This is a genomic window from Staphylococcus sp. AC872 (genome assembly GCF_979255425.1).
Genome location: NZ_CEEDKW010000004.1, coordinates 47,580 through 72,170, shown reverse-complemented (window position 1 = coordinate 72,170; position 24,591 = coordinate 47,580). Strand labels below are relative to the sequence as shown.

Sequence of the window (24,591 nt, the reverse complement as noted above, 5' to 3'; positions counted from 1 at the left end):
ATTTCAAAAAATCAATTTAAGCTTAATTAATCATTTATTATTAAAAGTTGTTTGTTTAACTTCTTCTATAGCGTCCGCCAAATTGCCACCTATTGATAATTTAACTGCGGCTGTAAAACTACCTTCTACAATAGGTGCATCCACTTTAACGATTTTATAATTCCCGTCATACATATCAATAGCCATATCAATATTCATTTCGGATGAACCTATATCATAAAAACACATGGCATCATCTTCTAAATCATTGATTAACTGTTGAACTGTCTCAAACGATGTACCAATATCACCATTCACACCGCCGTTAGCAACGACATTAACATCCGGTGCCATTTGCTGTAATAATGCTTTCGTACCATTTGCTATTTGTTCACTATGACTGATAATTACAAGTGTTGTCATTAAGCCTCATCTCCTATAAGTGCATGTAATACATAAACCATACTTTGTGCGCCTGGATCCATATAACCTTTAGACGCTTCTTTAAAGTATGATGCACGCCCTTTCGTTGCTACCATATCTACAGTTTCTTCTGCAAAGCTTTGTAGACGATTTAAATCAACTTGTTCACCTTTTTTGACCGCTTCATAAGCACGGGCAATAACATCATACATGGTCTTTTCATTAAGTTCTACCTTACCACGTTTAGCAATTGCCTCTGCAAATGTTTCAAGTAACTCTACTAAATTATTATGATCAATGTCATCTTTTACAACTTCAGCCATTTTCACAAAGCTAAAACCATATAATGGTCCTGAAGCACCTCCAATGTTTGACATCAGACACATACCTGTCGATTTAAATACACTTTGCATTGAACTATCATCTATTTTATCTTTTAAACTCTCAAAACCTCTTAACATGTTAACACCATGATCGCCATCTCCAATAGCTCTATCAAGTTCAGTTAATGAATCTTCTTGTTCTTTAAATGTAGTCTCTAAATCCAATAATTGTTGTTTCATCTTTTGGATATCCATTATGATTCTCCTTTTATGTATATTTATTCATTAAATATTAAAATATCTACTCGTCGTTGGCGCTAGTAATGCTTTTAGAAGTATTTCTGAATACGGTATGACTGTAATTGAAAATCCTTGCATGTCTAATGATGTCATAAAATCGCCTACATACCAATGTTTGACAGTGATATCATGCGCATCAAAATATTGTTTAATATAAGACGTGGCAATTGTAAGCTCTGATAAAGGTGTACCACCCATACCATTTACCATCACGAGTATTTCTTTACTATTAACTTCTTGTAATAATGTATCGCCTAATCGTGTCACTATCTGATCTATTGGTTCCATTTGTTGACGCTGTAATCCTTTTTCACCATGAATACCAATACCAATTTCAATATCATTTTCATCAATATCAAAGCCATACTTTCCAGTTGTAGGTACCATAGGTGGTGTTAATGCCATACCAATACTTTTAATTGTAGGTAAAATCTCTTCTACTTTAGATTGAATTTCTGTTAAAGATAGACCTTTATCGGCTAAAAATCCGGCAAACTTATGAACGAAAACTGTTCCGGCTACACCACGTCTTTGTTCAATATCAGAAACGGCAACATCATCTTTCACTACTACCATAGCAGCATTGATACCTTCCATTTCTGCCATTTCTTGTGCCATTTCAAAATTCATGACGTCTCCAGCATAATTTTTAACGATGAGTAGTACGCCTTCACCATTGTCTACAGCTTTAATGGCCTCTAAAATTTTATCGGGAGTTGGTGAGGTAAATACTTCACCACAAACTGCAGCATCTAACATACCCTGAGCAACATAGCCTGCATGAGCTGGTTCATGACCACTCCCACCACCTGATACTAAAGCTACACCAGTTGTTTTTTTATCTTTTTTTACAACGACAGTGTCATTGATAACTTCTAATTCTGGATGAGCAATTTTTATACCTTCGAGCATATCATTTAAAAATTGTTGTTTATCTTTAATTAGTTTTTTCATAGTTAGCCCTCCTTATTTATCCACTTTCATTATAAAGCATCGACATAAGAAAGCGTTAACAATTATATATATAATTAAAGTGACATGTAACGCACATGCCACTTTATTTACATATTTTATACATTTTTGGTTTTGTACATGAGATATAGGAAGTAAGGGGCACCAATAATTGCAACGATGATACCTGCTGGTACGCCTGTAGGTTCTAAAATTACCTTGCCTAATGTATCTGAGAACACTAATAAAAATGCCCCAACAAGCACTGCTATTGGTAAAAACAACTGATGGCGTGGCCCCACAATACGTTTAGCAATATGCGGCCCCATCAATCCTATAAAGGAAATTGAACCTGCTACTGCAACTGCTACTGACGATAGTACTACTGCTACAAAGAATAATACCATGCGTTCTTTACCGACCTTAACACCTAAACCTTTAGCTACATGCTCATGTGTATTGATAATGTTCAATTCATTAGATTTATAAAATAAATATGGCAGTATGATGATGATCCATGGTAAAAATGCAATCACAAATATCCATTCATCTCCCCAGATATTACCTGCAAACCATGTTGCTATAAATTCCGATTGATCTTTGTCGAATTTAGACATTAATGTTATTGAACCACCATATAAAGCAGTCTGCATACCTACACCTATTAAGACCATACTAGATGGTGTAACACCATGTCTTTGATTGACACTAAACATAAAAATAATTAAAGCTGTCGCTACACCACCAATGACGCTAATGATTGGTAAAACGTAAACAAAATTATCTGGTTTAATCTGACCAATTGTGATGAATAATGCTATTGCGAAACCACCACCAGCGTTAATACCTAGTATGCCTGGTTCTGCAATTGGGTTTTTAGTAACACTTTGTACAATCGCACCACTCATACTTAATGCTGCACCAGCAAGAATAGTGATTAGCATACGTGGTAATCTAAAGTCGACTAAAATTAGTGTGTCTGTATAATCACCCTGACCGGTCAAAATTTGGAAAAATCGACTTACAGGGATGTTATATTCACCAGAAGCGATACTCCATGTACACGCTAAGAAGACGAGCACTGCAAATATCACAAATGTAATGATTTGTTTACGTCGTAATTTACTATCTATCATATTGAGCGTCCTCCTTTTTTAACTAAGTATAAAAAGTAAGGAACGCCAATAAATGAAATAATCGCACCCACTGGCGCGTCTCCTAAATATCTAGCCAACATATCAGCTACTAACATTAATATTCCACCTAAAATGGCTGTTAGAGGTAACACTTTTGAATAATCCGTTCCTATGATAAATCGAACAATATGTGGCACCATTAATCCAACGAATGCAATTTGACCTACCATCGATACTGCTACCCCAGCTAGCACCATTGCTAAGACTAATATGACAACTCTAATCATGGTAACATTCTGTCCTAGCCCTTTGGCTAAAGATTCACCTAAATTCAATATGGTTAATTGTCTACTCATTGCGAGAATAACCACCAATGTCACAATAATGATTGGTCCAGTCCAAATAATTTGAGGCCAAGTTGTTCCTGATACACCACCAGCACTCCAAAATGTTAAAGATTGATTTAATCTAAAGATAAGCGCAACACCTTGGCTTAATGCCGTTAACATGGCACTAACAGCTGCTCCGGCTAAAATAATACGCATCGGATTGAAACCATCTTTTCTTGAGCGACCAATCATTAACACAATCGAACCGCCTAACAATGCACCGAGAAATCCAGCTACCATAAGTAATGTAAAAGGTGCCTCTGGATAAAAAGCATAGGTTATGGCCAAACCAAATGACGCACCAGAATTGAGTCCAATTAAACTTGGATCCGCCAAACTATTTTTCGTGACACCTTGAATAACCGCACCAGCAACTGATAATGCCATGCCTACTAAAATAGCACCTAAATCTCTAGGAATTCTAATTTCACTAATCACATTATGCTGTTGATTTTTTGGATTATAATTGAAAATTGCATCTATAATAGTGGGTATATCTATTTTTGCATCTCCAAATAAAATAGATAAAAATAGTGCTATTGCTAGCACTATTATTCCACCTATCAAATAAGACACAAATTTCATATAACCGCTTTGCCTTGGTTTTGACATGATATCTTTACCTTTTCTATATATTTTAAATAATCATACAATTTATGAAGAATATGCCTTTTGACATAAATCATAAGTCACTAATAAAGGTTTACCAGTTCTAGGATCTTCACTTAACACAACATCTATATTAAATACACGTTCTAAAATATCTTGTGTTAACACTTCATTTGTTTCACCATTTGCTACAATGTCACCATCTTTCATAGCAATTAGATGATCTGAGAATCGAATAGCTTGATTGATATCATGTAATACCATAATAATCGTACAACCTTGTTCTTGATTTAATTTTTGTACTAATTCTAAGATTTCTAATTGATGGCATATATCTAAATATGTGGTTGGTTCATCTAAAAAGATAATATCTGTACGTTGAGCCAATGCCATTGCAATCCAGACACGTTGTCTTTGACCACCACTTAAATCGTTGATTGAACGGTGTCTAAATTCAAACGTACCTGTCACTTCTAGCGCCCAATTAATTTCTTTTTTATCTTCATCTGATAAACGCCCAAATCCTTTTTGATGAGGAAATCGGCCATAAGATACTAATTCACCAACAGTTAAACCATCAGCCACTTCTGGGGACTGTGGTAAAATCGCAATTTTCTTAGCAATTTCTTTCGTAGATTGTGTGTGGATACTCTCTCCGTCTAAATTAATCGTACCATCTTTTACAGATAACAAACGAGACAATGCTTTAAGTAAGGTAGACTTACCGCACCCATTGGGTCCAATAATTGAAGTTACTTTGCCATCTGGAATTTCCACATCTAAATGATTAATAATCGTCGTATCACCATAACCTATTGTTACTTGTTCACCGTTTAAACGACTCATAATTCCCCTACTTTCTTATTTACTATATCTATATCGAAAACATAACTGTAATTAAATATGTTATTTATTAAATTTATCATTGTAATTGATAATCATTATCACAGGAGTCATTATAACATCTTTCACATATATTGACTAATAAATTTCATTCATTTTCTCATTTTTAAAGCATTAAAATAGCCGTTCTAAGTTAACAAATTTGCTACTTAAAACGGCATATGGATAACATCATTTATTCATCTATAAGGAATCCATTTCCATAAACATCTCTCACATCATGAATGACTAGAAATGCTTGATTATCAATATTTCTAATAATCTTTTTAGCTCGTGACACTTGCGTCTTCGTAATTACGACATAAAGGACATCTTTTTCTTCTCTAGTATAATAGCCATGTCCATTCAATATGGTTAATCCGCGCCCTACTTGTTCATCTATGGCTTTAGCCACTTCATCTGGTTTACTTGAAATAATTGTCATCGCTTTCTTTGTATTTAAACCTTCGATTACAAATTCCATCACTTTCGTTCCTATATATAATGAAATGACGGTAACTAATGCACGATCTAATGAAATCACAGTTAATGAAATCACTACAACAATCAAATCGAAGAAGAGAAGTGCATAAGGTGTACTCACATCTAAATACTTATGTGCAATTCTAGCTAAAATGGTAGTTCCTGCAGTAGTACCACCTGCTAATACAATGACACCAATACCTAACCCTACACTTGTTCCGCCAAATACTGCATTAACAATGACATTTCCTGTTTCAACATGCCAAGATTCTGTCAAACTTAAAAATACTGAAATAAGGACAGTTGCTACAATGGTTAAATACATACTACGCTTACTTAAAAATTTATATCCTACTGCAATTAAAACAGCATTGACTACAAAGTTAGTAATAGCTGGTGATAAGTGAAAGGCATAGTACAATACAATAGCTAGACCTGTTACCCCACCTTCACCTAAATTACCTGAAATAATGAATGCATTAACACCCGCTGAAAAAATAAACGAACCAATAATGACTAATATTAAATCTCGTATTAATCTGTTCAAGCAACCACATCCCTTTATTTATTTTTTATGATTAACAAAATGTTAGCACACGCATGTAGACCCCCACAACACCGCTAGAGTAAATAATTCATATTTTTGAAATATTTTGATTACCCGTTATTCAACTAATCAATGAATCATCTCTAATGCAATAGTAGGTTTAACATAAGAAGGATAAAATAATTTTAAATTTTCAGAATTTTTAATTTACTTATAGCTTTCGGTTTGCTATAATAATGTTAACTTCTTAACAAAAGAAGTTATCTCCTTTGTGTTGTTTATAGTAACAAAACAAATTTTGCTCGAAGTACTGTAACTGTACCTAGTCCTTACCGTTACAAGTACATTAATATTCATTTCCCATAAAAGCCAAGTATAACAAGTGTCTCCTCACTTACTATACTTGGTTTTTATTATGCTTAATCTTTCATCATTAAAAACACCTCCTATTGCTAGAAAAAGATTTTAGCAATAGGAGGTGTACATCAATTTTTAATTTACCATGCGAATAAGCCTACAAATGCAGCTGTTAATAATGAAACTAAAATCCCTGCTAACAACATCATTGGCACGTACTTAGAAACAAAATCTGCTGTCTTCTTATCTACTATACCTTTTAACGTACCGATAATCATACCAATAGTAGAAAAATTAGCAAAAGATACTAAGAATGTTGATATCACTGCTTTATGGTGAGGTGAAAGTGTATTAATCGTCTTCGATACTTCACCCATTACGACAAATTCGTTGGTAACGATTTTTTTCGCCATTTGTTGTGCAACTAACCAAGCTTCATCCCAAGGTAGACCAAGTAATAATGCAAATGGATACATAAACACACCTAAAATTTGGTCTAATCCGAAGCTACCTTTAAGACCCATCAAGTGACCAATACCACCTGTAATTAAGTTAATCAAACGATCTGCTAAATCTGCTAATGCTACGAAACTAATCACAAATGCTATGATAATTAATACTAATTTACCTGCAGCTAATACAGAATCACCTAAGAAAGAAAAGAATGGCTGACGCTCTATATCTTGATCTTTAATACTATAAATAATATCTTCTTTATCTTCTACTCTAACTGGATTCAAAATTGACGCGACAATAATGGCATTCACGATATTTAAAGGAATCGCAGTTAATACTAATTCACCTGGAATCATTTGAACATAGGCACCAACAATCGCACCTGAAACAGAACTCATAGACATCATCGCTACTGTTAACACACGCATTTCATTCATGCGTTTCAATTGTTCGTTAGAAACAGCTAGTGCTTCTGTGTTACCTAAGAACATCATTTCAATACCAAAGAATGACTCAAATTTAGGTTGGCGTGTAATTTTTGCTAAAACCCAACCAATCGCACCAATTAATTTCGGCAGAATATTAAAGTACATTAAAATATCAAATAACGGTACTACTAATAAAATTGGAAATAGTGCGCTAACAGCCATATCCATCTGCTTATTAGAAACAAAGCTATTAAACGCAAATCCTGTACCTGCATTTGCTGATTCAATTACCCAGGAAATACCATTTGCAGCTGCTTTAATTCCTGATTTCCCCCATGGGAAGTAAATGAAGAACCACGCTAAAAATAAGTTTAAAACGACTAAAATAATAATCGATTTCCATTGTATATCTTTTCGTGCTCTCGAAAATAATACTGCAATACCTAGGAAAACAATTAACCCAATGATATTAATCAATAAAAACATTTGGCACCCACCTATTTATTTAATTTTCTAACAACGCGTTGTACAAAAGTAACTTATGTATAGATATAAGACTCTATAACATGGATAAAATCCATCCCCAAAAGCAGAGCCCATCTCATTGGCTTAATTATACCATTTGTAAAAATGACTTAAAATAACGTTTTTCATTAAATCTTTAAATTATACAAAAAAGCACATACACTCATCCAAGCGTATGTGCTTTATATTATAAAATTTTAGTCAGCAAGCTTTTGGGATGTTACAAAGTGTTTATATTTCTCATGTGTTGTCATTAACTCACTATGTGTACCTTTACCAGTCACTTGTCCTTTATCTATAAAGATAATTTGACCTGCTTTTTTAATTGTAGAAAGTCTATGTGCAATAACAATCGTTGTACGGCCTTCCATCAATGTTTCTAGAGCTTCTTGAATTTTCAATTCACTTTCACTATCTAAGTTAGCGGTAGCTTCATCTAATAATAAAATATCTGGATTTTTAACAAAGCTACGTGCAATATCTATTCGTTGTCTTTGACCACCAGAAAGTTTCAGACCACGTTCACCAACTAATGTATCGTAACCCTCATCAAATTGCATAATAAAATCATGACAATTAGCTAATTTAGCGTATTTAATAAGTTCTTCATCCGATACTGAACGATTAACACCGTACAAGATATTATCTCTAATCGTACCACTCATCATAGAGTTTGATTGCATCACATAACCAATCTTAGTACGCCATTTAGATAATGGAATATCAAAAATACTTGTACCATTATACGTAATGTCGCCACTTTCAATATCATACATACGTTCAATTAAATTGAATATCGTACTCTTACCAGAACCAGAAGGACCGACAAATGCACTAACCTGTCCTTGAGGTATATTAAATGACACATCATTCAATATAGACTTAACATCATATTTGAAGTTCACATGATCAAATACAAGTTCACCATCTTGTACCTCAACATCTTTTGACTCTTCAAGTGCTTCTGTAGGTTCAATAGGTTCTTGCATGATTTCATATATTCGATGACTTGCCCCAACAGCTTTTTTATAATCTGTTATCAATGTTGATAGATTAATCAACGGCATAGACATTTGAATCACATAGAAAATCATTGCGATCAATGTACCTGCAGTGATAGCGCCTGTTGCGATTTCTAAAGCACCGAAACCTAGGATGATAGCGATAGTTAGTAACATCACCACGCCCGAAATAGGTTGTACTACCGCTGAAATTTTAGCTTGCTTTAAACCTAAGCGATAAATTTCTTTTAAATTAGTATGTGCATTATCAAGTTCTAATCTTTCTGTATTAGAAACTTTAACCAATCTCATTTCTGTCAGTACACGCCCAAGTAAACCACTAAAATTAGCAATTTCTGTTTGTGTACTCGTTGAGATCTTTTGCATCACACGACCTAATGGAATCATGATAAGTACAAAAATAGGAATGGTAATAAACGTTAATAACGTCATTTTCCAATCCATGATAAATAGCATAACGAGAGATCCAACTAACGTTAATGCTGAAGGTAATAAATTAGGTAATTTTTGAGAAATAAATTCATTGATTACCTTTGTGTCGTCTGTCAAACGACTCATCAATTGACCACTTTCGTTTTTATCAAAGAACGGCATTTTTAATTGAATGATATGTTCCCATAATAATGAACGGATATCATAAATCATTTTTTCACCAATTTTACTTAGTAAATATAATCCAATACCACTTAAAATAGCATTAAGTAGGAATATACCACCAAATATGGCTACAAGATTCCAGTTCATAGTACTTACTGAGAATTTATCTACTAATCTCCCAGTAAATAGAGGTACTAATAATCCACTCAAACTTCCTAAAGAAGTAATAATGACCGCAGCAATGATTAACCCAATTGGCCAAGAGAGCCTTTTAAATAAAAAGAATAAAGGGTTAGTTTGTTTCATAATAATACCTCTTCTATTAATATTCATATTTTAAATTTTGCTCAATCTTACTATAAAAGTTCGTGCATCCCAAATATTTAAGTCTTTCCCAACTATAATAAAATTTCAAAAATTCAACATCTTACATATATGTAACAAATAATGTATATGATAAAATATATTAGTTGAAAATTATAGTTAAAGGAAAGAAATAATGAAAAGAATCTTTATACTCATCATAACGATGTTCTTCGTATTAAATATTATAACACCTTTTGCTAATGCAGAGAATGGTGATGTTACCCCAGTTCAAGTTGCTATCGATAATGGTTATAGTAAAGTAACTGAAGCGTATCAACCTGAAAGTGCCATTAACGTGAGTCAAGACGGCCAAATACTCTATGAATACAATAAAGATAAGGTATGGTATCCAGCATCAATGACCAAACTCATGACAATGTATCTTACTTTAGAAGCTGTCAAAGATAAAAAGCTATCCTTAAATGATGAAGTCAAAATGACTGATCGTGAATATCAAATGTCTACACTTCCTGAATTGAGTAATACTAAACTTTATCCAGGACAGAAGTGGACCATTTCAGATTTACTTCAAATTACCGTTTCTAATTCTAGTAATGCCGCTGCACTAATACTGGGCGAGCAAGTATCTGGTAATGTCAATGACTTCACAGATTTAATGAATAAAAAAGCCAAGGAACTCGGTATGAAAGATACACATTATGTGAATCCTTCAGGTGCTGAAAACACTCGTCTCAAGAGCTTTGCTCCTTCTAAATATAAAAAGACTGAAAACACAACAACTTCAGCACGCGACTATGCCATTTTAGACCAACATGTGATTAATGAAACGCCTAAAATATTAGATTTTACCAAACAACTCGCACCAACAACACATGGTGTAACGTATTATACATTCAACCATTCATTAGATGGTGCCGACATGAGTTTACCGGGTACAGATGGTTTAAAAACTGGTTCTAGTGACACTGCAGATTACAACCATACGATTACTACAAAACGAAACGGGTTTAGAATCAACCAAGTCATATTAGGTGCTGGAGATTATAAACATATCGGCGGAGAAAAACAACGCAACATGATGGGCAATGCGTTAATGGAACGTTCATTTAATCAATATAAATATGAAAAAATCCTATCAAAAGGAAAACATCAAATTAATGGTAAAACATATTATGTAGAACAAGATTTATACGACGTCCTACCTAAAGATTTCACTAAAAAGGACTTTCAATTAGTCATTGATAAAGGCAAAGTACATGCAGATTACAAACGTGAATTCATCACTAAACAAGATGGACCACCTTCGGTTACAGTACATAAACCCATATTCCATCATGCGACAACCGTTGCTAAAAGTATATGGCAAACTCATCCTACTATAGCTATTATCTTCGCTATAGGTTTAGTAATCGTATTATCTATTATAATTCATCTATTCATTCAAGCTTTTCGCAGAAAATAGGCCACATGCAATCAAAACAATAAAAGGACAAAGCACAGACATCTCGTCTTGGCTTTGTCCTTTATTATAAATACGCTATTATTTAGCGTCTTTCCCGTATAATTCTTGTTTGATTTTCGTAGTAGAAATACCTTCTGTACGGTTAAGATAAATCACTTCACATTTATCTTTTAAGAAATCAAATTCGCCTTCCCAGTCGTGTCCCATTACGAAAACATCGACATCGAAACGTTCAACATCTAATTCTTTTTGACCCCAACCATCTTCAGGGATTACTAAGTCTACATAACGAATTGATTCTAACATCATTTTACGTTGATTATAGTCATAATATGATTTTTTATTTTTCACTTGGTTGAATTCATCAGTAGATAACGCAACGATGAGATAATCTCCCATTTCACGTGCTCTTCTTAATAATTCAATGTGTCCATAATGTAATAAATCATATGTACCATAAGTAATTACTCGTTTCATGATACGTGATTCTCCTTAACTAAATATTTAATAAAAATTTATATTCTTAATGTAGCATAAATTGTATAGGCTTACCATTAATTCATTAAAACATCATGTCACTCTTTAAAATCTATACGATGATTGACCATTATTTCTTTAATACTTTTTTTAACTTTTGCTTTCCAGAAAATGCTGATTTTTTAGGAAAAGTCTGTGCTAAAAATCGAACATATCCTGGTCTTCCAATACCTACATTTGCCAATGTACGCCTCCATGGTTGATAGAGATCTTTAGTCCATTGTGTTCCGCCCTGTTCAACCGCTTCTATAATTCTAAACATTGCATCACCTGAATAATTTGTCTCTTGCATCAAATTAATATACTTTGTCACACTGTCTATAAATGATGGCGTAATCGCACTATTTTTTAATAAATGTGCTTGGATTAAATAACTTACAATAAGATTATCCATACGATAGCTGTAATAAATTTTTTCATTCATTAATAGTAATAATTCCATTACGCGTTGTCGCACTTTCATAGCATCTTCCATATATGGTAAGAACGTATCTGCACGTCTATCTGTCACCGAGCCTTCTCGTTCATTATAGCCATATGCAATGATTGACATAAGGTTAATATCTCGTGCTTTAGAAAAAGCACGTACCATAAATGTATGCTCTTCACAAAATACAACATCTTCATCAAACCTTAAAGAAACAAATTTTGCACTAAACAACTTGCCACCAGGACCTATAGATTGAAGTATTTCTGGGTTTCTTTCGAGTGTTACAACTTCATCTCTCTTAATTTCCTCATGTGTAGGAAATACTTTCCATTCGCCATGAACGTCGCGACCAATTTGGCCTATCACAATGTCGGTTTCCTCGTGATTCTCATATGTTTGTATCATTGCATCTATACGACTTGGTAAATATTGATCATCTGCATCTAAAAACATAAATGCATCCGTATCGTCATCCATAGCTGCTAATCCAACATTACGACTTCTAGCAGCACCTTGATTCTCTTGATGAATGACTTTAATATTAGGAAATTCTTTTTGTAATTCAGTTAATTCATGCTTTGTATTATCTGTCGAACCATCATTTATACAAATAATTTCAAATTCTACTTTAGTATCAATCGACGTGACCGCTCTTCTTACTGTATCTTGTCCGTTATATACAGGCATTATAATCGCTAATTTCATGATTTCACCAACTTATCTATATAGTTTGTTACTTGATTCAATGTTTCTTGTGTAGTGTATTTATGCCAGTGATTAAATAATGACTTGAATTGCTTATCATCTTGCTTAATTTTTTCAATAAGTGCTTCTTCCGTCGTCACTTTATACGTATTAGGAATATCATAATAATATTGGTTAAGTCCTCTTACCTTTTCATATTCCTTTTCGTCATACACATAAAAGAGCGTTGGTTTATTAAGTAAACTCGCTTCAATTGGTATTGAACTATAATCACTAATAATTAAATCTGCCATGATAAGTAATGATGTTGAATCTAAGTCGTGCTCTTCTTTATCTTTTTTGATAGACGGATGAAAATGACTAAGCAATGTGTATTCAGGCAATGCCTTTTCAAATAGAGTTTTATTAATTTGTCTGTTAGCTTGATGATTTTCCCTATAGGTTGGCATATAGACTGCTAATTTTCCTTGGATACCATATTGCTCTTTTAATCGTTGTTGTTCTTCTTTAATATCAATATTTAAATATTCAACTAATCTAGGAAGTCCAGAACGTAACATTTGTGAAGGGTGTGCATCAAATGATTCGTTAAAACAATGCCCCATTTCTTCTCCACCTACTAAATATAAATCTGTAGCTGAATATACTCGTTGATATTGATTCACCATTGCTTGATTATTCGAATCCACTTGATGATCTGTTAACCCAAAATCTTTTAAAGCACCAGCAGCATGCCATGTTTGAATAACAGTTTGTTGCGCTTTTTTATGGTATGCACCCATAATTAAATAATAAGTATCTATGAGAATTACTTTTGCTGTGCTTAGCGCTTTAATATGTTGAATAACATTTTTATTTCCTGCTTTAATATATGTCACATTTGATAAATGTTGAATATGATGCGCATGCTTGTCTGTCGTGATAACCGTTAATTTGTATCCTTTAGTCCTTAATTGTTCGATTATCGGCAATACATCTTTAGGAAATGTCATCATAACAACAATATTGCTATTTTTAACTTTTAGTCCTCTAAAAATGACATTAAATATCGTAATGACGATCATATATATTTTTTTGATTAAAACTCTCATTTCATTCACCGTCTTTATTTCGTTTTATCTTTATTCATAAATTATATACGATTCCAAGATTGATAGAAAATAATTCTCTCTCTACTTATTGTCCATAAAATAAAAAAGTAGACCAACATTATATCGTCGGTCTACTAGTATGTGTCTTTTGACGCACTTTATTCTTATAAGAAATCAGCAAAGTGATCTCTATATTTTTTATGAAGAATAGAACCCAAAACAAAGAATATGACAATGATCATGACATTATACAAGGCTAATTTCCAGTGATCAATGAAATACCATTGATGGAACAATATTGCTGCACGATATGATTCAGCAATGAAGTATACTGGATTAAATAACATAATATGGTGCACAATGCCACTTACGCCATGGTTTTTAGGTATCCATAAAATGGGTGACATATAGAATAATATTCTCATTAATGCCTGCATCGCCATCTGAGTATCTCTTACTAAAATACCTAACGTTGATGTAAATAATGCTACTGACGCCGTTAATAAAAAGGCAAACGGCACATAAATCAATAATTGTATAATATGAATAGATGGGTAAATACCTCTAAACATACACGCTATGATAATGATGGCAAGTAATCCAATATGTCCATAAAATCTGCTTGTTACAATATATGTTGGAATAATAGACAATGGAAAATTCATCTTAGCGACTTGATTAAATTTTTGGGAAATAGATTTTGTACCTTCGAGTACACCTTGGTTAATAAAGAACCACATACTGATACCTACGAGTAACCAAAATACAAATGGAATACCATGTACCGGATGGTTACTTCTGATTCCTAGACCAAACACTAACCAATAAACCATAATTTGTAGCGCTGGATTCAATAGTTCCCAAGCCATACCTAAATAGTTACTATGGTTCGAAATTTTAATTTGGAATTGTGCCAGTCTTTGGATTAAATAAAAGTTTTTGATGTGTTCTTTAAATACAGTAACTACTGCTGACATTGAATTAAACCACACTTTCAAACATTTAATGTATATACAATTGATAATGAGATACAACCTGTCATTTGGCGTACTATGTTTCTTTCAATCCACACTATATATGATATCAACGGTGTAAATTAAGTTAAACAAATACTTCAGAAATGATGATAATCATATCTCAAACTCATTGTTTTTTAATATGTAAATTTGTTTTAATTGAATAAAATATACCAAACTATATAACATAGTAAAAGATATTAGTTTATTAAATTCTCATCTTATTATACAATCATTTAAGTTATTAAACATAATAAAGTACCTTAAAAAGACAATAATGTCATTGATTGTCTATAATTAGACATAGTCTATCGTGTTAAATTAACTTTTACTCAATTTTAAACAAAATCTTCTACTCACTTTACACTAGGTTAATAAATTTAACAACTGATGAGTAGTATATTATAATCTATATAAATGTAATTAAGGAAGGACTAATTATGAGCGTATCGGTAAATATAGAACATGTAACTAAAGAATATCGTATATATAGAACGAATAAAGACCGTATTAAAGATGCCTTAATACCTAAAAATAAAAACAAAACATTCTTCGCATTAGATGATGTTTCTCTTCAAGCGCATGAAGGAGATGTGATTGGTCTTGTTGGTATTAACGGATCAGGGAAATCTACATTAAGCAATATGATTGGCGGCTCTCTGTCCCCTACATCAGGTAAAATCGATCGCAAAGGTGATGTGAGTGTTATTGCAATCAATGCTGGATTAAATGGTCAATTAACAGGCGTTGAAAATATTGAATTCAAAATGTTGTGTATGGGATTCAAACGTAAAGAAATTAAAGAATTAATGCCTCAAGTAATCGAATTTAGTGAATTAGGTGAATTTATATATCAACCTGTAAAAAAATATTCTAGTGGTATGCGTGCCAAACTTGGTTTCTCTATTAACATAACAGTTAACCCTGATATTTTAGTTATTGACGAAGCATTATCAGTTGGTGACCAAACCTTCACTCAGAAATGTTTAGATAAAATTTATGAATTTAAAGAAGCGAATAAAACCATCTTTTTCGTAAGCCATAACATCCGTCAAGTTAAAGAATTCTGTACGAAAATCGCATGGATTGAAGGCGGTAAACTTAAAGAGTTTGGCGAATTAGATGATGTTTTACCAAATTATGAAAAATTCTTGAAAGAATTTAAGAAAAAATCTAAAAATGATCAAAAGGCGTTTAGAAGAGATTTAGATGCGTCTCGCTTTGTCGTTAAATAATCAACTTAAAACACCAATAAAAAGGCAATCACTGTGTTAATTACATAACACATGATTGCCTTTTCTTATGTTCATATTTTTAACGTTGTCTTTTTTGTCTGGCAATTTTAAACATAAATTTAGGGATACTCTTCAATCGTCCTAAACGTTTCCAATCAATTAACAAGCGATAAACCCATTCAATATTTAACTTTCTAAAGAATTTGGGCGCTCTTTTTTTAGCACCACTAAACACTTCAAACGAACCACCAACACCCATCATCACTGTATGTTGAAAAGCTTTACTATGGCGTGCAATCCACTTTTCTTGTTTAGGGTAACCCATACCAACGAATATATAATCTGGATTAAATGTCTCTATACGCTTAATCACTGTTTCATCTTTTAAATTAATGTAACCATGGTGATGTGCAAATGTCACTCGTGGATATTTAGCTTTTAATTGTTGCTCTGCCTTTTCAATAATTTCATTCTTTGAACCTAAAATAAAAACTTTTTGTTGATTCACGTGTGCAATTTTTAGACATTCTTCTAATAATTCTATTCCTGGAATTCTTTGTGGTAACGGTTGTTTCAATCGTTTCGATGCTTTCACGATACCTGTACCATCAGCGATGACATAATCAGCACTATTGATGAGTTGTTGATAGTCATGATTTTCTGATGCATAGTCTACAATTTCAGGATTAGCTGTAACTATAAATAAATTATCTGTCGTAGATGACATAAAAAATGTTTTAATATTTTCAACCATTTGTAACATCGTAGTATGGTCAAAATTCAAGCCTAATATATCAACTTTATTATTATGCTGACCTTTTAATGTCATAAAATAAATCTCCTATCCTACTTGATCAGTTATTTCAACTGATATATCAAGTTAAATCATATATTGTCATTGTTTTAATTTTAACCAAAATGTACGCTTATTTTAACACATCAATAATCATCTAGATATTATTATTCGCAAAACCTTCATCTCTCATACAATTTACGCCTTTAGTCTAAAGGATAATTTCTAGATATTAACGTATAATAGATGTTAACTTACAAAATCAGTCTGACCGTGCGTCAATTGATTAATTCTAAATACGGAGCTTTAATATGACACAATTCAAATCATTCTTAACTACTCATATCCATTTAAATATTTATATCATATTAATCATAAGTATCATCTACATTTTCGTCCATCAAAATCGCTATAAATCTTACTATCGATACTTTGCAATTATACTTAACTATATCCCAGTATTAACTCATGAATTTGGACATGTTCTTTTTAATAAATTATCCGGTGGCCATGCTAAAGATTTAGTTATTGTGACACGACCGTCTGAAAGAGAAGCTACCTTACAACAAGGTTATGCAATTACGCAATCTAAGAGTTATCTTGGACAATGGTTCACTACTTTAGGTGGCTATATCATGCCACCAATTATGTTATGGATAGGTATCATTACAGTCTTTTATAATCATCCAAGCTTTTTCATTCTCATTTACTTAGGAATTTTTATTTATTTTCTCATTTTAACGTCACGTAAATTATCACCTATACTCATTATTATCGCTATGTCTTTACTCTTGTATTTCCTATTCCAAAGCGATGATCTACTCGTTATTCATCAAATTGTAAGTTTTAGTTACCATTTGATTTTAGGCGTATTACTTGGCGAAGTGCTTCAGTCGTCTTGGACAATTTTCAGACTGACATTCCAAAGACCTAAACAAAGTTGGGACGGTAGTACCTTAACTGATATCAGTAAAATGCCAACAGTCATCTATAGCTCTATTTGGATTGCGATTAATCTATATACTGTGTATATATTAATCAAATTACTATTGTTCTAAAACTTAAAAGGTTAACCTATCTTTATCAAAGATTATAATAAACAAAAACTTGAGCCCTTCTGATCAATATGGTGTTAAGACATTTTATCTTAACCACCACACGATTCAGTTTAGGGCTCAAGTTGATGTAGTATTATTTTTCGGCAAAAATATTCATAGCATTTTCATAACTTAAAATGGTAACCACATCATTGCGCTTAATAATGACAACTTTATTAGTGTCATCTTTGGAAACAATTTCAACCTCATTGCCAATAGATATATCCTTACTTGAAAGATAAACTAACAACTCTGTCTTGTCTCTAACACGTTTAATTGTGACAACATCCGCAGGTTCAAATTCTAGTATTGTCTTTGTATATTTTTCCTTGTAACGATGATCTCTTGGAATCACGCCACCATGTGGACACGTCTCTGGGTAATTTAAAATATTATCTAGACGTTCGACAAATAAATCTGAAATTCTATGCTCCAAAATTTCAGCCTCTTGATGCACTTCTTCCCAATTATATTTCAAAATTTCTATTAAAAATAATTCGAGTAATCGATGCCTTTTAATGATATCTAAAGTGTGATTTAAACCTTCTTCTGTTAATTTAACACCTTTATACGGCTTTGTTTCTACATAGCCCGATTTTTCTAATCTCCCAACCATTTCACTAACTGATGGTGGTTTTATATTTAAAAATTGAGATAATTTTTTATTTGATACGAAGGATACATCGCCGTCATTCGTTAATATTGCTTTGAGATAATCCTCTTTTTCTTCAGTTAACATCATTTCACCTCACACATATTCACTTTATTGTATCACGAATCTACTTGACATGTTAAAACTTCTCGGTTTATTATAAAATAAATTAGGTTAACCTAAACTTTTAATTAGGAGGTATTAATATTTGTTAGAAGTTAGTAATTTAAATCTTTTTTTAGGTAATAAGCATATTTTAAAAGATATTGATTTTAAAATTCCTATTGCCGGTGAAATGATAGGTATTATGGGTCCGAATGGTGCTGGAAAGTCATCTTTACTGAAGTCATTAATAGGAGATTTCCAAGCAACTGGCACTCAATTACTTTATCAACGTCCGATACATACTCAATTGAAATACATGACATACATACCTCAAAAATCAAATATTGATTTGGATTTTCCAATAAATGTGGAAAAAGTGATTCTCTCAGGATGTTATGGCGACATCGGTTGGTTTAGCAAACCTATACATGAGACTAAAATACAATTGAATCAATTATTAGATGATTTAGACTTAAAATCATTAAAACGAAAGCAGATTTCTGCCTTAAGTGGTGGTCAACTGCAACGTGTACTTGTTGCTCGAGCACTCATGTCTAAAAGTAAACTTTATTTATTCGACGAACCTTTTGTCGGTATTGATTTTAAAAGTGAGCAACTCATAATGAATAAAATTAGACAACTAAAAGCACAAGGTAAGTTGATTCTTATTGTTCATCATGACTTAACTAAGGCTTCCCAGTACTTTGATCGGATTATGTTACTCAATCAAACATTACGCTATTTTGGCAATGCAGAAGAGGCAATGAATAGCGACACGTTGTTAAACGATACCTTTATGTCACAGAACAGTCATGTCGATGTTTCATCGAAAGGAAGTGCCTAGATATGAATGACTTTTTCACACATCTTTTAAATTATCAATTTTTAAATAGAGCACTGATCACTTCAATGATTGTTGGTGTTGTTTGTGGCACTGTCGGAAGCTTAATTGTATTAAGAGGATTATCACTAATGGGTGATGCGATGAGTCATGCTGTATTACCTGGTGTGGCATTATCATTCTTATTCGGCATACCCATGTTTGTTGGTGCGTTAATAACTGGAATGATTGCAAGTATGTTAATCGGATTTATTACTTCTAAAAGTAAAACAAAACCAGATGCAGCTATAGGCATTAGTTTCACAGCATTCCTCGCATTAGGTGTCATTTTAATTAGTATTATCAATAGCACGACGGACTTATACCATATTTTATTTGGTAATTTACTCGCCATTACGCATACAACGTTTTGGACTACCGTAATCATCGGACTATTTGTATTAAGTCTCATCATTATATTCTATCGACCGTTAATGATTTCTACGTTTGATAATACATTTAGTAGAATGAATGGTTTAAATACTAAGCTAATACATTATTTTGTCATGTTACTCCTTGCATTAGTAACTGTTGCGAGTATCCAAACCGTAGGCATTATTTTAGTCGTCGCACTATTAGTCACACCCGCTTCCACTGCCTTTCTTATATGCAAGAATTTATATGGCATGATGGCAGTCGCAAGCTTAATTGGTGTAATCAGTTCAATTATAGGACTTTATTTTAGTTACATATATAACGTACCTAGTGGCGCAGCTATTGTACTTTGTACATTTGCGATTTACGTTGTCACTTTAGGTATCACAACATTAAAAAATAAACAGAGAAGAGGCGTAATTTAAATGAAGAAAATCATTCCCTTATTGTTAGCCATTTTTATCGTCTTGGTTGGCTGCAGTCAATCTAATGGAGACAAACAACATGCTGATGGTCATAAATTAAAAGTTGTCACAACAAACTCTATTCTTTATGACATGGTAAAAAATGTAGGTGGTGATCACGTTGACGTCCATAGCATTGTTCCAGTTGGACAAGACCCACATGAATATGAAGTTAAACCTAAGGATATTAAAAAGTTAACCGATGCAGATGTTATTTTCTATAATGGTTTAAATTTAGAAACTGGTAATGGCTGGTTCAAGAAAGCGTTAGATCAAGCTGGTAAATCGATGGATGATAAAAAAGTTATCGCTGTTTCTAAAGATGTTAAACCTATCTATCTAAATGGAGAAGAAGGTAACAAAGATAAATTAGACCCTCATGCATGGTTAAGTATTGAAAATGGTATTAAATATGTCAAAACGATACAAGATAGTTTAATCAAATATGATTCATCAAATCAAAAAGATTATAAACATCAAGGTAATCAATACCTATCTAAATTAGAAAAACTTAATAAAGAAAGTAAAGACAAATTTAATGACATTCCAAAAGAACGACGAGCCATGATTACTAGTGAAGGTGCATTTAAATACTTTGCTAAGCAATATGATGTGAAACCTGGCTATATTTGGGAAATCAACACAGAAAAACAAGGTACACCTTCACAAATGCGACATGCTATTCAATTTGTAAAAGAAAATCACATTAAGCATCTATTAGTCGAAACAAGTGTAGATAAAAAAGCGATGGAAAGCTTATCTGAAGAAACACATAAAAATATATACGGAGAGGTATTTACTGATTCAATTGGTAAAAAAGGCTCAAAAGGTGATTCTTATTATAAAATGATGAAATCAAATATCGATACAATACATGGTAGTATGAAATAATGCTCATCGCACAACTGACAACATAACTTAATAGAACCATTGGCTGAGTGATTAAGATATAACTTGAATCACACTCAGCCTCCCTATTAAGTCTCTATGATATAGCTAATAGTCTCATATCGTGCGTGAATTTTTATATTATCCTCCTAAAATATAAAATCGTTCTCTCACGCACGGTATGGTGGTGTTAGTCTATCTCATCTCATTTATGTAGTGGGCTTATACATTATCTTAACTCCCCAGTGGTAAAGGTATCATTTCATCCCCCTTTACCAAATCGTTTCAAACTGACAGAATATAATAAAAATGGCATGAATTACGTTTCCTTTTCATCCATTTATATATCTGTCAAAGTTATAAAATCATCCCTATAACATTGAGATTGAATTGGATTTCACTATAGGACGCTGTTGAACAGGTTGTATAGAATCCATGCACTGATGGTTCAATCTCAAATGATTCAACATTTATGGCCTATTCTCTCCATAAATGTAGGTCGTAGAACTTATATTTCACCCGATGAGTTTTACGAGTGTCTGCTTTATATACAGGAAAAAGCTCGTGAGGTCTTACCTCACGAGCTTTCCTATTGTTTAATATAATTATGTCATACTATCTACGATAACCATTTCATCATAATTAATTGATTCTCTAAGTTTTAAAGCCGTACCTTCTGTAATTTCTTCATCTTCAATTAACTCTCTTAAAATACGACGTTGTTCACGTAGTGCGTTTAGTTTAATACGAGTCAATGTATCTTCACTAGGAGAATTAAAGAAATTATTTGGCGTTAAGTTATCTATACGCATAAGATAGCCATCACATATCATACCTACCTCTAACTTGTTATCATTGTTAGCTTCTTGTCCTAATCGTCTTACTACATTATAGTGAACGATTTTATTGATTTTAACTAATTCTAACAAGTTATCTGTCACGCTTAAAGATGATGCAGAGTTAATAGTTGTCTTCACCCGTCGTTTTAATAGTGCACCTCTAAATAATACAATCAAACGACGAATTAATGATGCTTGTTTATATACCTGTGTACGTTCAGCATATCGCATATAGTTCTCAAGTATACTATTTGTGATACTACCGTCATCTACTAACTGTTCGAGCGTTTTCGTTTCCACATTAAACGCAATCTTTTGAAGTCTTTCAAGTTCTTTAGAGTTTTCATCATCTTTCTCTACCGTTTTCAAGAATGTTAATTTGTCATGATATTCTTTAATAACATTGCCATAACGATAACTGGTTTCGAACGTTGATTTCTGATTTAAATAATCAATGACATGTTCCAAAATGTAAATTCTAGCTTCTTTAAAGTTCATGCTACCCACTTTTACTTCAGGTGCATTGGCAGTAACAAATGGTAGTAATAATTGTGCCGCAACTAAACTGATAATCACCATACCTGATGCAATAAATAACAAGTCATTACGATAATCAAATGCATGATGATCGGCTAAATAATAAGGCAACGTTAATGCGATAGCTAACGAAATCGTTCCGTGAACACCACATAACGTCATTATAAGTGCATACAGACTTCGTTTAGGTGGTTTCTCCGTTGTATTATTGCCGTCGTCATCTTGGCTAATCATTTTCTGGAATGGACTGACAGCTAAATAGAAATAAGGATATAATACGTATACCCATAAGAATCTAAATAGGTACACGGCCAATGCTACTAGTACAGTAATCACCACTAAAAACAGTAAATTATGTGGTTCAGTTTTGATGATGTTAATCACAACTTCAGGTACTAAAAATCCTAATATAGAAAAAACAAATCCATTTAATACATAACCTAATATATTCCATGTATGGTTATAACTCATTTGCAATCTTGTACGTGTCTGTGCGATTCTATCACGTTCAAATCCATGAACAAGTCCAGCCACTACTGCTGCAATAATACCTGATGCATGAAATAACTCTGCAACTAAGTATGTAACAAATGGCGTCAATAATTGTATAAATGTAAACATATTAATGTTTTCAATGCCTCGACGCATTAACGTTAATCTAAATCGAACTAACGCCATACCAATGAGCAAACCTACGATGGCCCCACCTAATGAAGCAACTAAAAACTGTTCGACGGATTCCATAATAGAAAATGTGCCTGTTACTAATGCACCAACCGCTATTTTAAATGAAATGATACCTGCCGCATCATTTAACAATGACTCGCCCTCTAAAATAGTCATTGCACCTTTTGGCAATACTTTACCATTCGTAATTGCTTGTACCGCTACTGCATCAGTTGGACATAGAATAGCAGCAATCGCAAAAGCTGCGCCCGTAGGTAGTTCAGGCCAAATCCAATGAATGAAAAAGCCTACACCAATGACAGTTGTAATGACTAGGCCTAATGCCATCATCATCACAGGTTTAATATATTTTCTTAAGTGCACCCGTGAGACATTAACGCCTTCTACAAATAGAAGTGGTGCGATTAAGGCAACCATAAATAATTCGGAATCAAAATTAAACTCAACAGGAATAGGAGTAATAAATAACAGCATACCTAAAGCGATTTGAATAAACGCTAGTGGTACTTTCGGCATAAACGTGTGAACGAATGAACTAATAATAACGACGCCGATAAATATGAGTAATGTTTCAAATATTTCCAAACTTTCACCTCTTTAATGAATTGTTTTGGAATGAAAATTAAGTAACACGTATTGGAATTGATGTACTTTAGAGGTTAATTAATATAGAAGCAATCATTAAATAATAAGCTTTATCAAATTGTTAAATGACAATTGAATTTATTAATATAGATGTTATGAGGAGGGCTCAACTCAGTTATCATAATGTTAGGTTATCCATACATCAATCATTTGAACATGAATTGAAAAGTTACCTAGTACCATCACATTTTATGGTTTTGGAATGTTAAAGTAACGTAATACATTATTAACTACGCAGTACTCATTATCCCAAAGTTATACTTTAAAGTTCCAAACACATAAAATATCTTTTTATCCCTTTTCAATAAATTTACTACTTAAATTCATAATTTTCCTTGTACAATATTTTATCACTATTTTGAGTATTACTTAAATAAATCGCACCTTAAACCAATAACTTTTTCTAATATAAATTAAAA

At 32.7% G+C, this 24,591-nt stretch carries 22 protein-coding genes; 6 read left to right on the top strand and 16 right to left on the bottom strand.

The genetic code is table 11. The features are described 5' to 3' along the window. Positions 1-30 precede the first annotated feature (30 nt). The 9 genes from dhaM to ACZ267_RS07510 all read right to left on the bottom strand — a co-directional run bounded on the left by dhaM (position 31) and on the right by ACZ267_RS07510 (position 9,713). Complete coding sequence (dhaM, locus tag ACZ267_RS07550; RefSeq protein WP_002465961.1) at positions 31-402, bottom strand: dihydroxyacetone kinase phosphoryl donor subunit DhaM; 372 nt, start codon at positions 400-402, stop codon at positions 31-33. Next, positions 402-980, bottom strand: coding sequence for a dihydroxyacetone kinase subunit DhaL (dhaL, locus tag ACZ267_RS07545; RefSeq protein ID WP_002465959.1), 579 nt, complete (start codon positions 978-980; stop codon positions 402-404). Before dhaL ends, dhaM begins: the two co-directional genes overlap by 1 nt. Before the next feature lie 30 nt (positions 981-1,010). Continuing rightward, positions 1,011-1,979 carry a dihydroxyacetone kinase subunit DhaK gene (gene dhaK, locus ACZ267_RS07540; RefSeq protein ID WP_015365322.1) on the bottom strand — a complete coding sequence of 323 codons (969 nt, stop codon included), beginning with the start codon at positions 1,977-1,979 and terminating at the stop codon, positions 1,011-1,013. 116 nt (positions 1,980-2,095) lie between these two features. Then, positions 2,096-3,112, bottom strand: coding sequence for a FecCD family ABC transporter permease (locus tag ACZ267_RS07535; protein WP_002465982.1), 1,017 nt, complete (start codon positions 3,110-3,112; stop codon positions 2,096-2,098). Then, a complete protein-coding gene (locus tag ACZ267_RS07530) occupies positions 3,109-4,086 on the bottom strand; it encodes a FecCD family ABC transporter permease (protein ID WP_308880599.1) in 978 nt (325 codons plus the stop codon). The genes ACZ267_RS07535 and ACZ267_RS07530 overlap by 4 nt, the downstream gene beginning before the upstream one ends. A 69-nt stretch (positions 4,087-4,155) precedes the next feature. Further along, positions 4,156-4,956: an ABC transporter ATP-binding protein gene (locus ACZ267_RS07525; protein WP_002465971.1), complete on the bottom strand. Its 801-nt coding sequence runs from the start codon at positions 4,954-4,956 to the stop codon at positions 4,156-4,158. Positions 4,957-5,188: 232 nt separating this feature from the next. Further along, complete coding sequence (locus ACZ267_RS07520) at positions 5,189-6,022, bottom strand: YitT family protein (RefSeq protein WP_002465988.1); 834 nt, start codon at positions 6,020-6,022, stop codon at positions 5,189-5,191. 497 nt (positions 6,023-6,519) lie between these two features. Beyond that, positions 6,520-7,749, bottom strand: coding sequence for a NupC/NupG family nucleoside CNT transporter (locus tag ACZ267_RS07515; RefSeq protein ID WP_002465985.1), 1,230 nt, complete (start codon positions 7,747-7,749; stop codon positions 6,520-6,522). Positions 7,750-7,985: 236 nt separating this feature from the next. After that, a complete protein-coding gene (locus ACZ267_RS07510; protein ID WP_015365323.1) occupies positions 7,986-9,713 on the bottom strand; it encodes an ABC transporter ATP-binding protein in 1,728 nt (575 codons plus the stop codon). Positions 9,714-9,906: 193 nt separating this feature from the next. On the opposite strand from ACZ267_RS07510, the gene pbp4 reads away from it, so the two are divergent. Continuing rightward, the gene (gene pbp4, locus ACZ267_RS07505; RefSeq protein WP_002465980.1) at positions 9,907-11,196 is read left to right on the top strand and encodes a penicillin-binding protein PBP4; all 1,290 of its coding nucleotides are present in this window, start codon (positions 9,907-9,909) and stop codon (positions 11,194-11,196) included. 78 nt (positions 11,197-11,274) lie between these two features. Here pbp4 and tagD read toward each other — a convergent pair whose 3' ends face one another. From tagD to tagG, 4 genes are all read right to left on the bottom strand, one after another. Beyond that, positions 11,275-11,673 carry a glycerol-3-phosphate cytidylyltransferase gene (gene tagD, locus ACZ267_RS07500; protein ID WP_002465978.1) on the bottom strand — a complete coding sequence of 133 codons (399 nt, stop codon included), beginning with the start codon at positions 11,671-11,673 and terminating at the stop codon, positions 11,275-11,277. 130 nt (positions 11,674-11,803) lie between these two features. Then, positions 11,804-12,868 (bottom strand): glycosyltransferase family 2 protein, encoded by a 1,065-nt coding sequence (locus ACZ267_RS07495; RefSeq protein ID WP_015365324.1) that lies wholly within the window; start codon positions 12,866-12,868, stop codon positions 11,804-11,806. Continuing rightward, positions 12,865-13,959: a teichoic acid glycerol-phosphate primase TarB gene (gene tarB, locus ACZ267_RS07490; RefSeq protein ID WP_002465963.1), complete on the bottom strand. Its 1,095-nt coding sequence runs from the start codon at positions 13,957-13,959 to the stop codon at positions 12,865-12,867. The genes ACZ267_RS07495 and tarB overlap by 4 nt, the downstream gene beginning before the upstream one ends. Positions 13,960-14,123: 164 nt before the next feature. Beyond that, positions 14,124-14,936, bottom strand: a complete 813-nt coding sequence (tagG, locus tag ACZ267_RS07485) for a teichoic acids export ABC transporter permease subunit TagG (RefSeq protein WP_002465986.1) — start codon at positions 14,934-14,936, stop codon at positions 14,124-14,126. 479 nt (positions 14,937-15,415) lie between these two features. Here tagG and tagH point away from each other — a divergent pair, with 479 nt between their 5' ends. Continuing rightward, entirely contained in the window at positions 15,416-16,210 is a 795-nt protein-coding gene (tagH, locus tag ACZ267_RS07480) for a teichoic acids export ABC transporter ATP-binding subunit TagH (protein WP_015365325.1), read from the top strand. Between the two features lie 79 nt (positions 16,211-16,289). Here the strand turns inward: tagH and tarA are convergent, their stop codons facing one another. Further along, complete coding sequence (gene tarA, locus ACZ267_RS07475; protein WP_079449063.1) at positions 16,290-17,039, bottom strand: N-acetylglucosaminyldiphosphoundecaprenol N-acetyl-beta-D-mannosaminyltransferase TarA; 750 nt, start codon at positions 17,037-17,039, stop codon at positions 16,290-16,292. A 275-nt stretch (positions 17,040-17,314) separates the two neighbouring features. Between tarA and ACZ267_RS07470 the strand changes: the two genes are divergently transcribed. Continuing rightward, positions 17,315-18,061 carry a M50 family metallopeptidase gene (locus ACZ267_RS07470; protein WP_002465871.1) on the top strand — a complete coding sequence of 249 codons (747 nt, stop codon included), beginning with the start codon at positions 17,315-17,317 and terminating at the stop codon, positions 18,059-18,061. 133 nt (positions 18,062-18,194) lie between these two features. Here ACZ267_RS07470 and ACZ267_RS07465 read toward each other — a convergent pair whose 3' ends face one another. Then, positions 18,195-18,839, bottom strand: a complete 645-nt coding sequence (locus tag ACZ267_RS07465; protein WP_002465911.1) for a metal-dependent transcriptional regulator — start codon at positions 18,837-18,839, stop codon at positions 18,195-18,197. A gap of 121 nt (positions 18,840-18,960) precedes the next feature. Between ACZ267_RS07465 and ACZ267_RS07460 the strand changes: the two genes are divergently transcribed. Genes ACZ267_RS07460 through mntC form a run of 3 tightly spaced genes read left to right on the top strand, consistent with a single transcriptional unit; the run spans position 18,961 to position 21,467 of the window. Next, positions 18,961-19,701, top strand: a complete 741-nt coding sequence (locus ACZ267_RS07460; protein ID WP_002465865.1) for a metal ABC transporter ATP-binding protein — start codon at positions 18,961-18,963, stop codon at positions 19,699-19,701. A gap of 2 nt (positions 19,702-19,703) precedes the next feature. After that, on the top strand, positions 19,704-20,537 hold the full coding sequence (locus tag ACZ267_RS07455) for a metal ABC transporter permease (RefSeq protein WP_002465905.1): 834 nt from the start codon (positions 19,704-19,706) through the stop codon (positions 20,535-20,537). Further along, entirely contained in the window at positions 20,538-21,467 is a 930-nt protein-coding gene (mntC, locus tag ACZ267_RS07450; protein WP_002465858.1) for a manganese ABC transporter substrate-binding lipoprotein MntC, read from the top strand. A 602-nt stretch (positions 21,468-22,069) separates the two neighbouring features. On the opposite strand, the gene ACZ267_RS07445 is transcribed toward mntC, so the two are convergent. Further along, a complete protein-coding gene (locus ACZ267_RS07445) occupies positions 22,070-24,112 on the bottom strand; it encodes a cation:proton antiporter (protein ID WP_002465855.1) in 2,043 nt (680 codons plus the stop codon). Positions 24,113-24,591: the final 479 nt, after the last annotated feature.

What these genes read in the sequence shown, in the direction of transcription:
- dhaM (WP_002465961.1), bottom strand. Translation starts at nt 402, where the DNA reads ATGACAACACTTGTAATTATCAGTCATAGTGAACAAATAGCAAATGGT.
- dhaL (WP_002465959.1), bottom strand. Translation starts at nt 980, where the DNA reads ATGGATATCCAAAAGATGAAACAACAATTATTGGATTTAGAGACTACA.
- dhaK (WP_015365322.1), bottom strand. Translation starts at nt 1,979, where the DNA reads ATGAAAAAACTAATTAAAGATAAACAACAATTTTTAAATGATATGCTC.
- ACZ267_RS07535 (WP_002465982.1), bottom strand. Translation starts at nt 3,112, where the DNA reads ATGATAGATAGTAAATTACGACGTAAACAAATCATTACATTTGTGATA.
- ACZ267_RS07530 (WP_308880599.1), bottom strand. Translation starts at nt 4,086, where the DNA reads ATGAAATTTGTGTCTTATTTGATAGGTGGAATAATAGTGCTAGCAATA.
- ACZ267_RS07525 (WP_002465971.1), bottom strand. Translation starts at nt 4,956, where the DNA reads ATGAGTCGTTTAAACGGTGAACAAGTAACAATAGGTTATGGTGATACG.
- ACZ267_RS07515 (WP_002465985.1), bottom strand. Translation starts at nt 7,749, where the DNA reads ATGTTTTTATTGATTAATATCATTGGGTTAATTGTTTTCCTAGGTATT.
- ACZ267_RS07510 (WP_015365323.1), bottom strand. Translation starts at nt 9,713, where the DNA reads ATGAAACAAACTAACCCTTTATTCTTTTTATTTAAAAGGCTCTCTTGG.
- pbp4 (WP_002465980.1), top strand. Translation starts at nt 9,907, where the DNA reads ATGAAAAGAATCTTTATACTCATCATAACGATGTTCTTCGTATTAAAT.
- tagD (WP_002465978.1), bottom strand. Translation starts at nt 11,673, where the DNA reads ATGAAACGAGTAATTACTTATGGTACATATGATTTATTACATTATGGA.
- ACZ267_RS07495 (WP_015365324.1), bottom strand. Translation starts at nt 12,868, where the DNA reads ATGAAATTAGCGATTATAATGCCTGTATATAACGGACAAGATACAGTA.
- tarB (WP_002465963.1), bottom strand. Translation starts at nt 13,959, where the DNA reads ATGAGAGTTTTAATCAAAAAAATATATATGATCGTCATTACGATATTT.
- tagG (WP_002465986.1), bottom strand. Translation starts at nt 14,936, where the DNA reads ATGTCAGCAGTAGTTACTGTATTTAAAGAACACATCAAAAACTTTTAT.
- tagH (WP_015365325.1), top strand. Translation starts at nt 15,416, where the DNA reads ATGAGCGTATCGGTAAATATAGAACATGTAACTAAAGAATATCGTATA.
- tarA (WP_079449063.1), bottom strand. Translation starts at nt 17,039, where the DNA reads ATGACATTAAAAGGTCAGCATAATAATAAAGTTGATATATTAGGCTTG.
- ACZ267_RS07470 (WP_002465871.1), top strand. Translation starts at nt 17,315, where the DNA reads ATGACACAATTCAAATCATTCTTAACTACTCATATCCATTTAAATATT.
- ACZ267_RS07465 (WP_002465911.1), bottom strand. Translation starts at nt 18,839, where the DNA reads ATGTTAACTGAAGAAAAAGAGGATTATCTCAAAGCAATATTAACGAAT.
- ACZ267_RS07455 (WP_002465905.1), top strand. Translation starts at nt 19,704, where the DNA reads ATGAATGACTTTTTCACACATCTTTTAAATTATCAATTTTTAAATAGA.
- mntC (WP_002465858.1), top strand. Translation starts at nt 20,538, where the DNA reads ATGAAGAAAATCATTCCCTTATTGTTAGCCATTTTTATCGTCTTGGTT.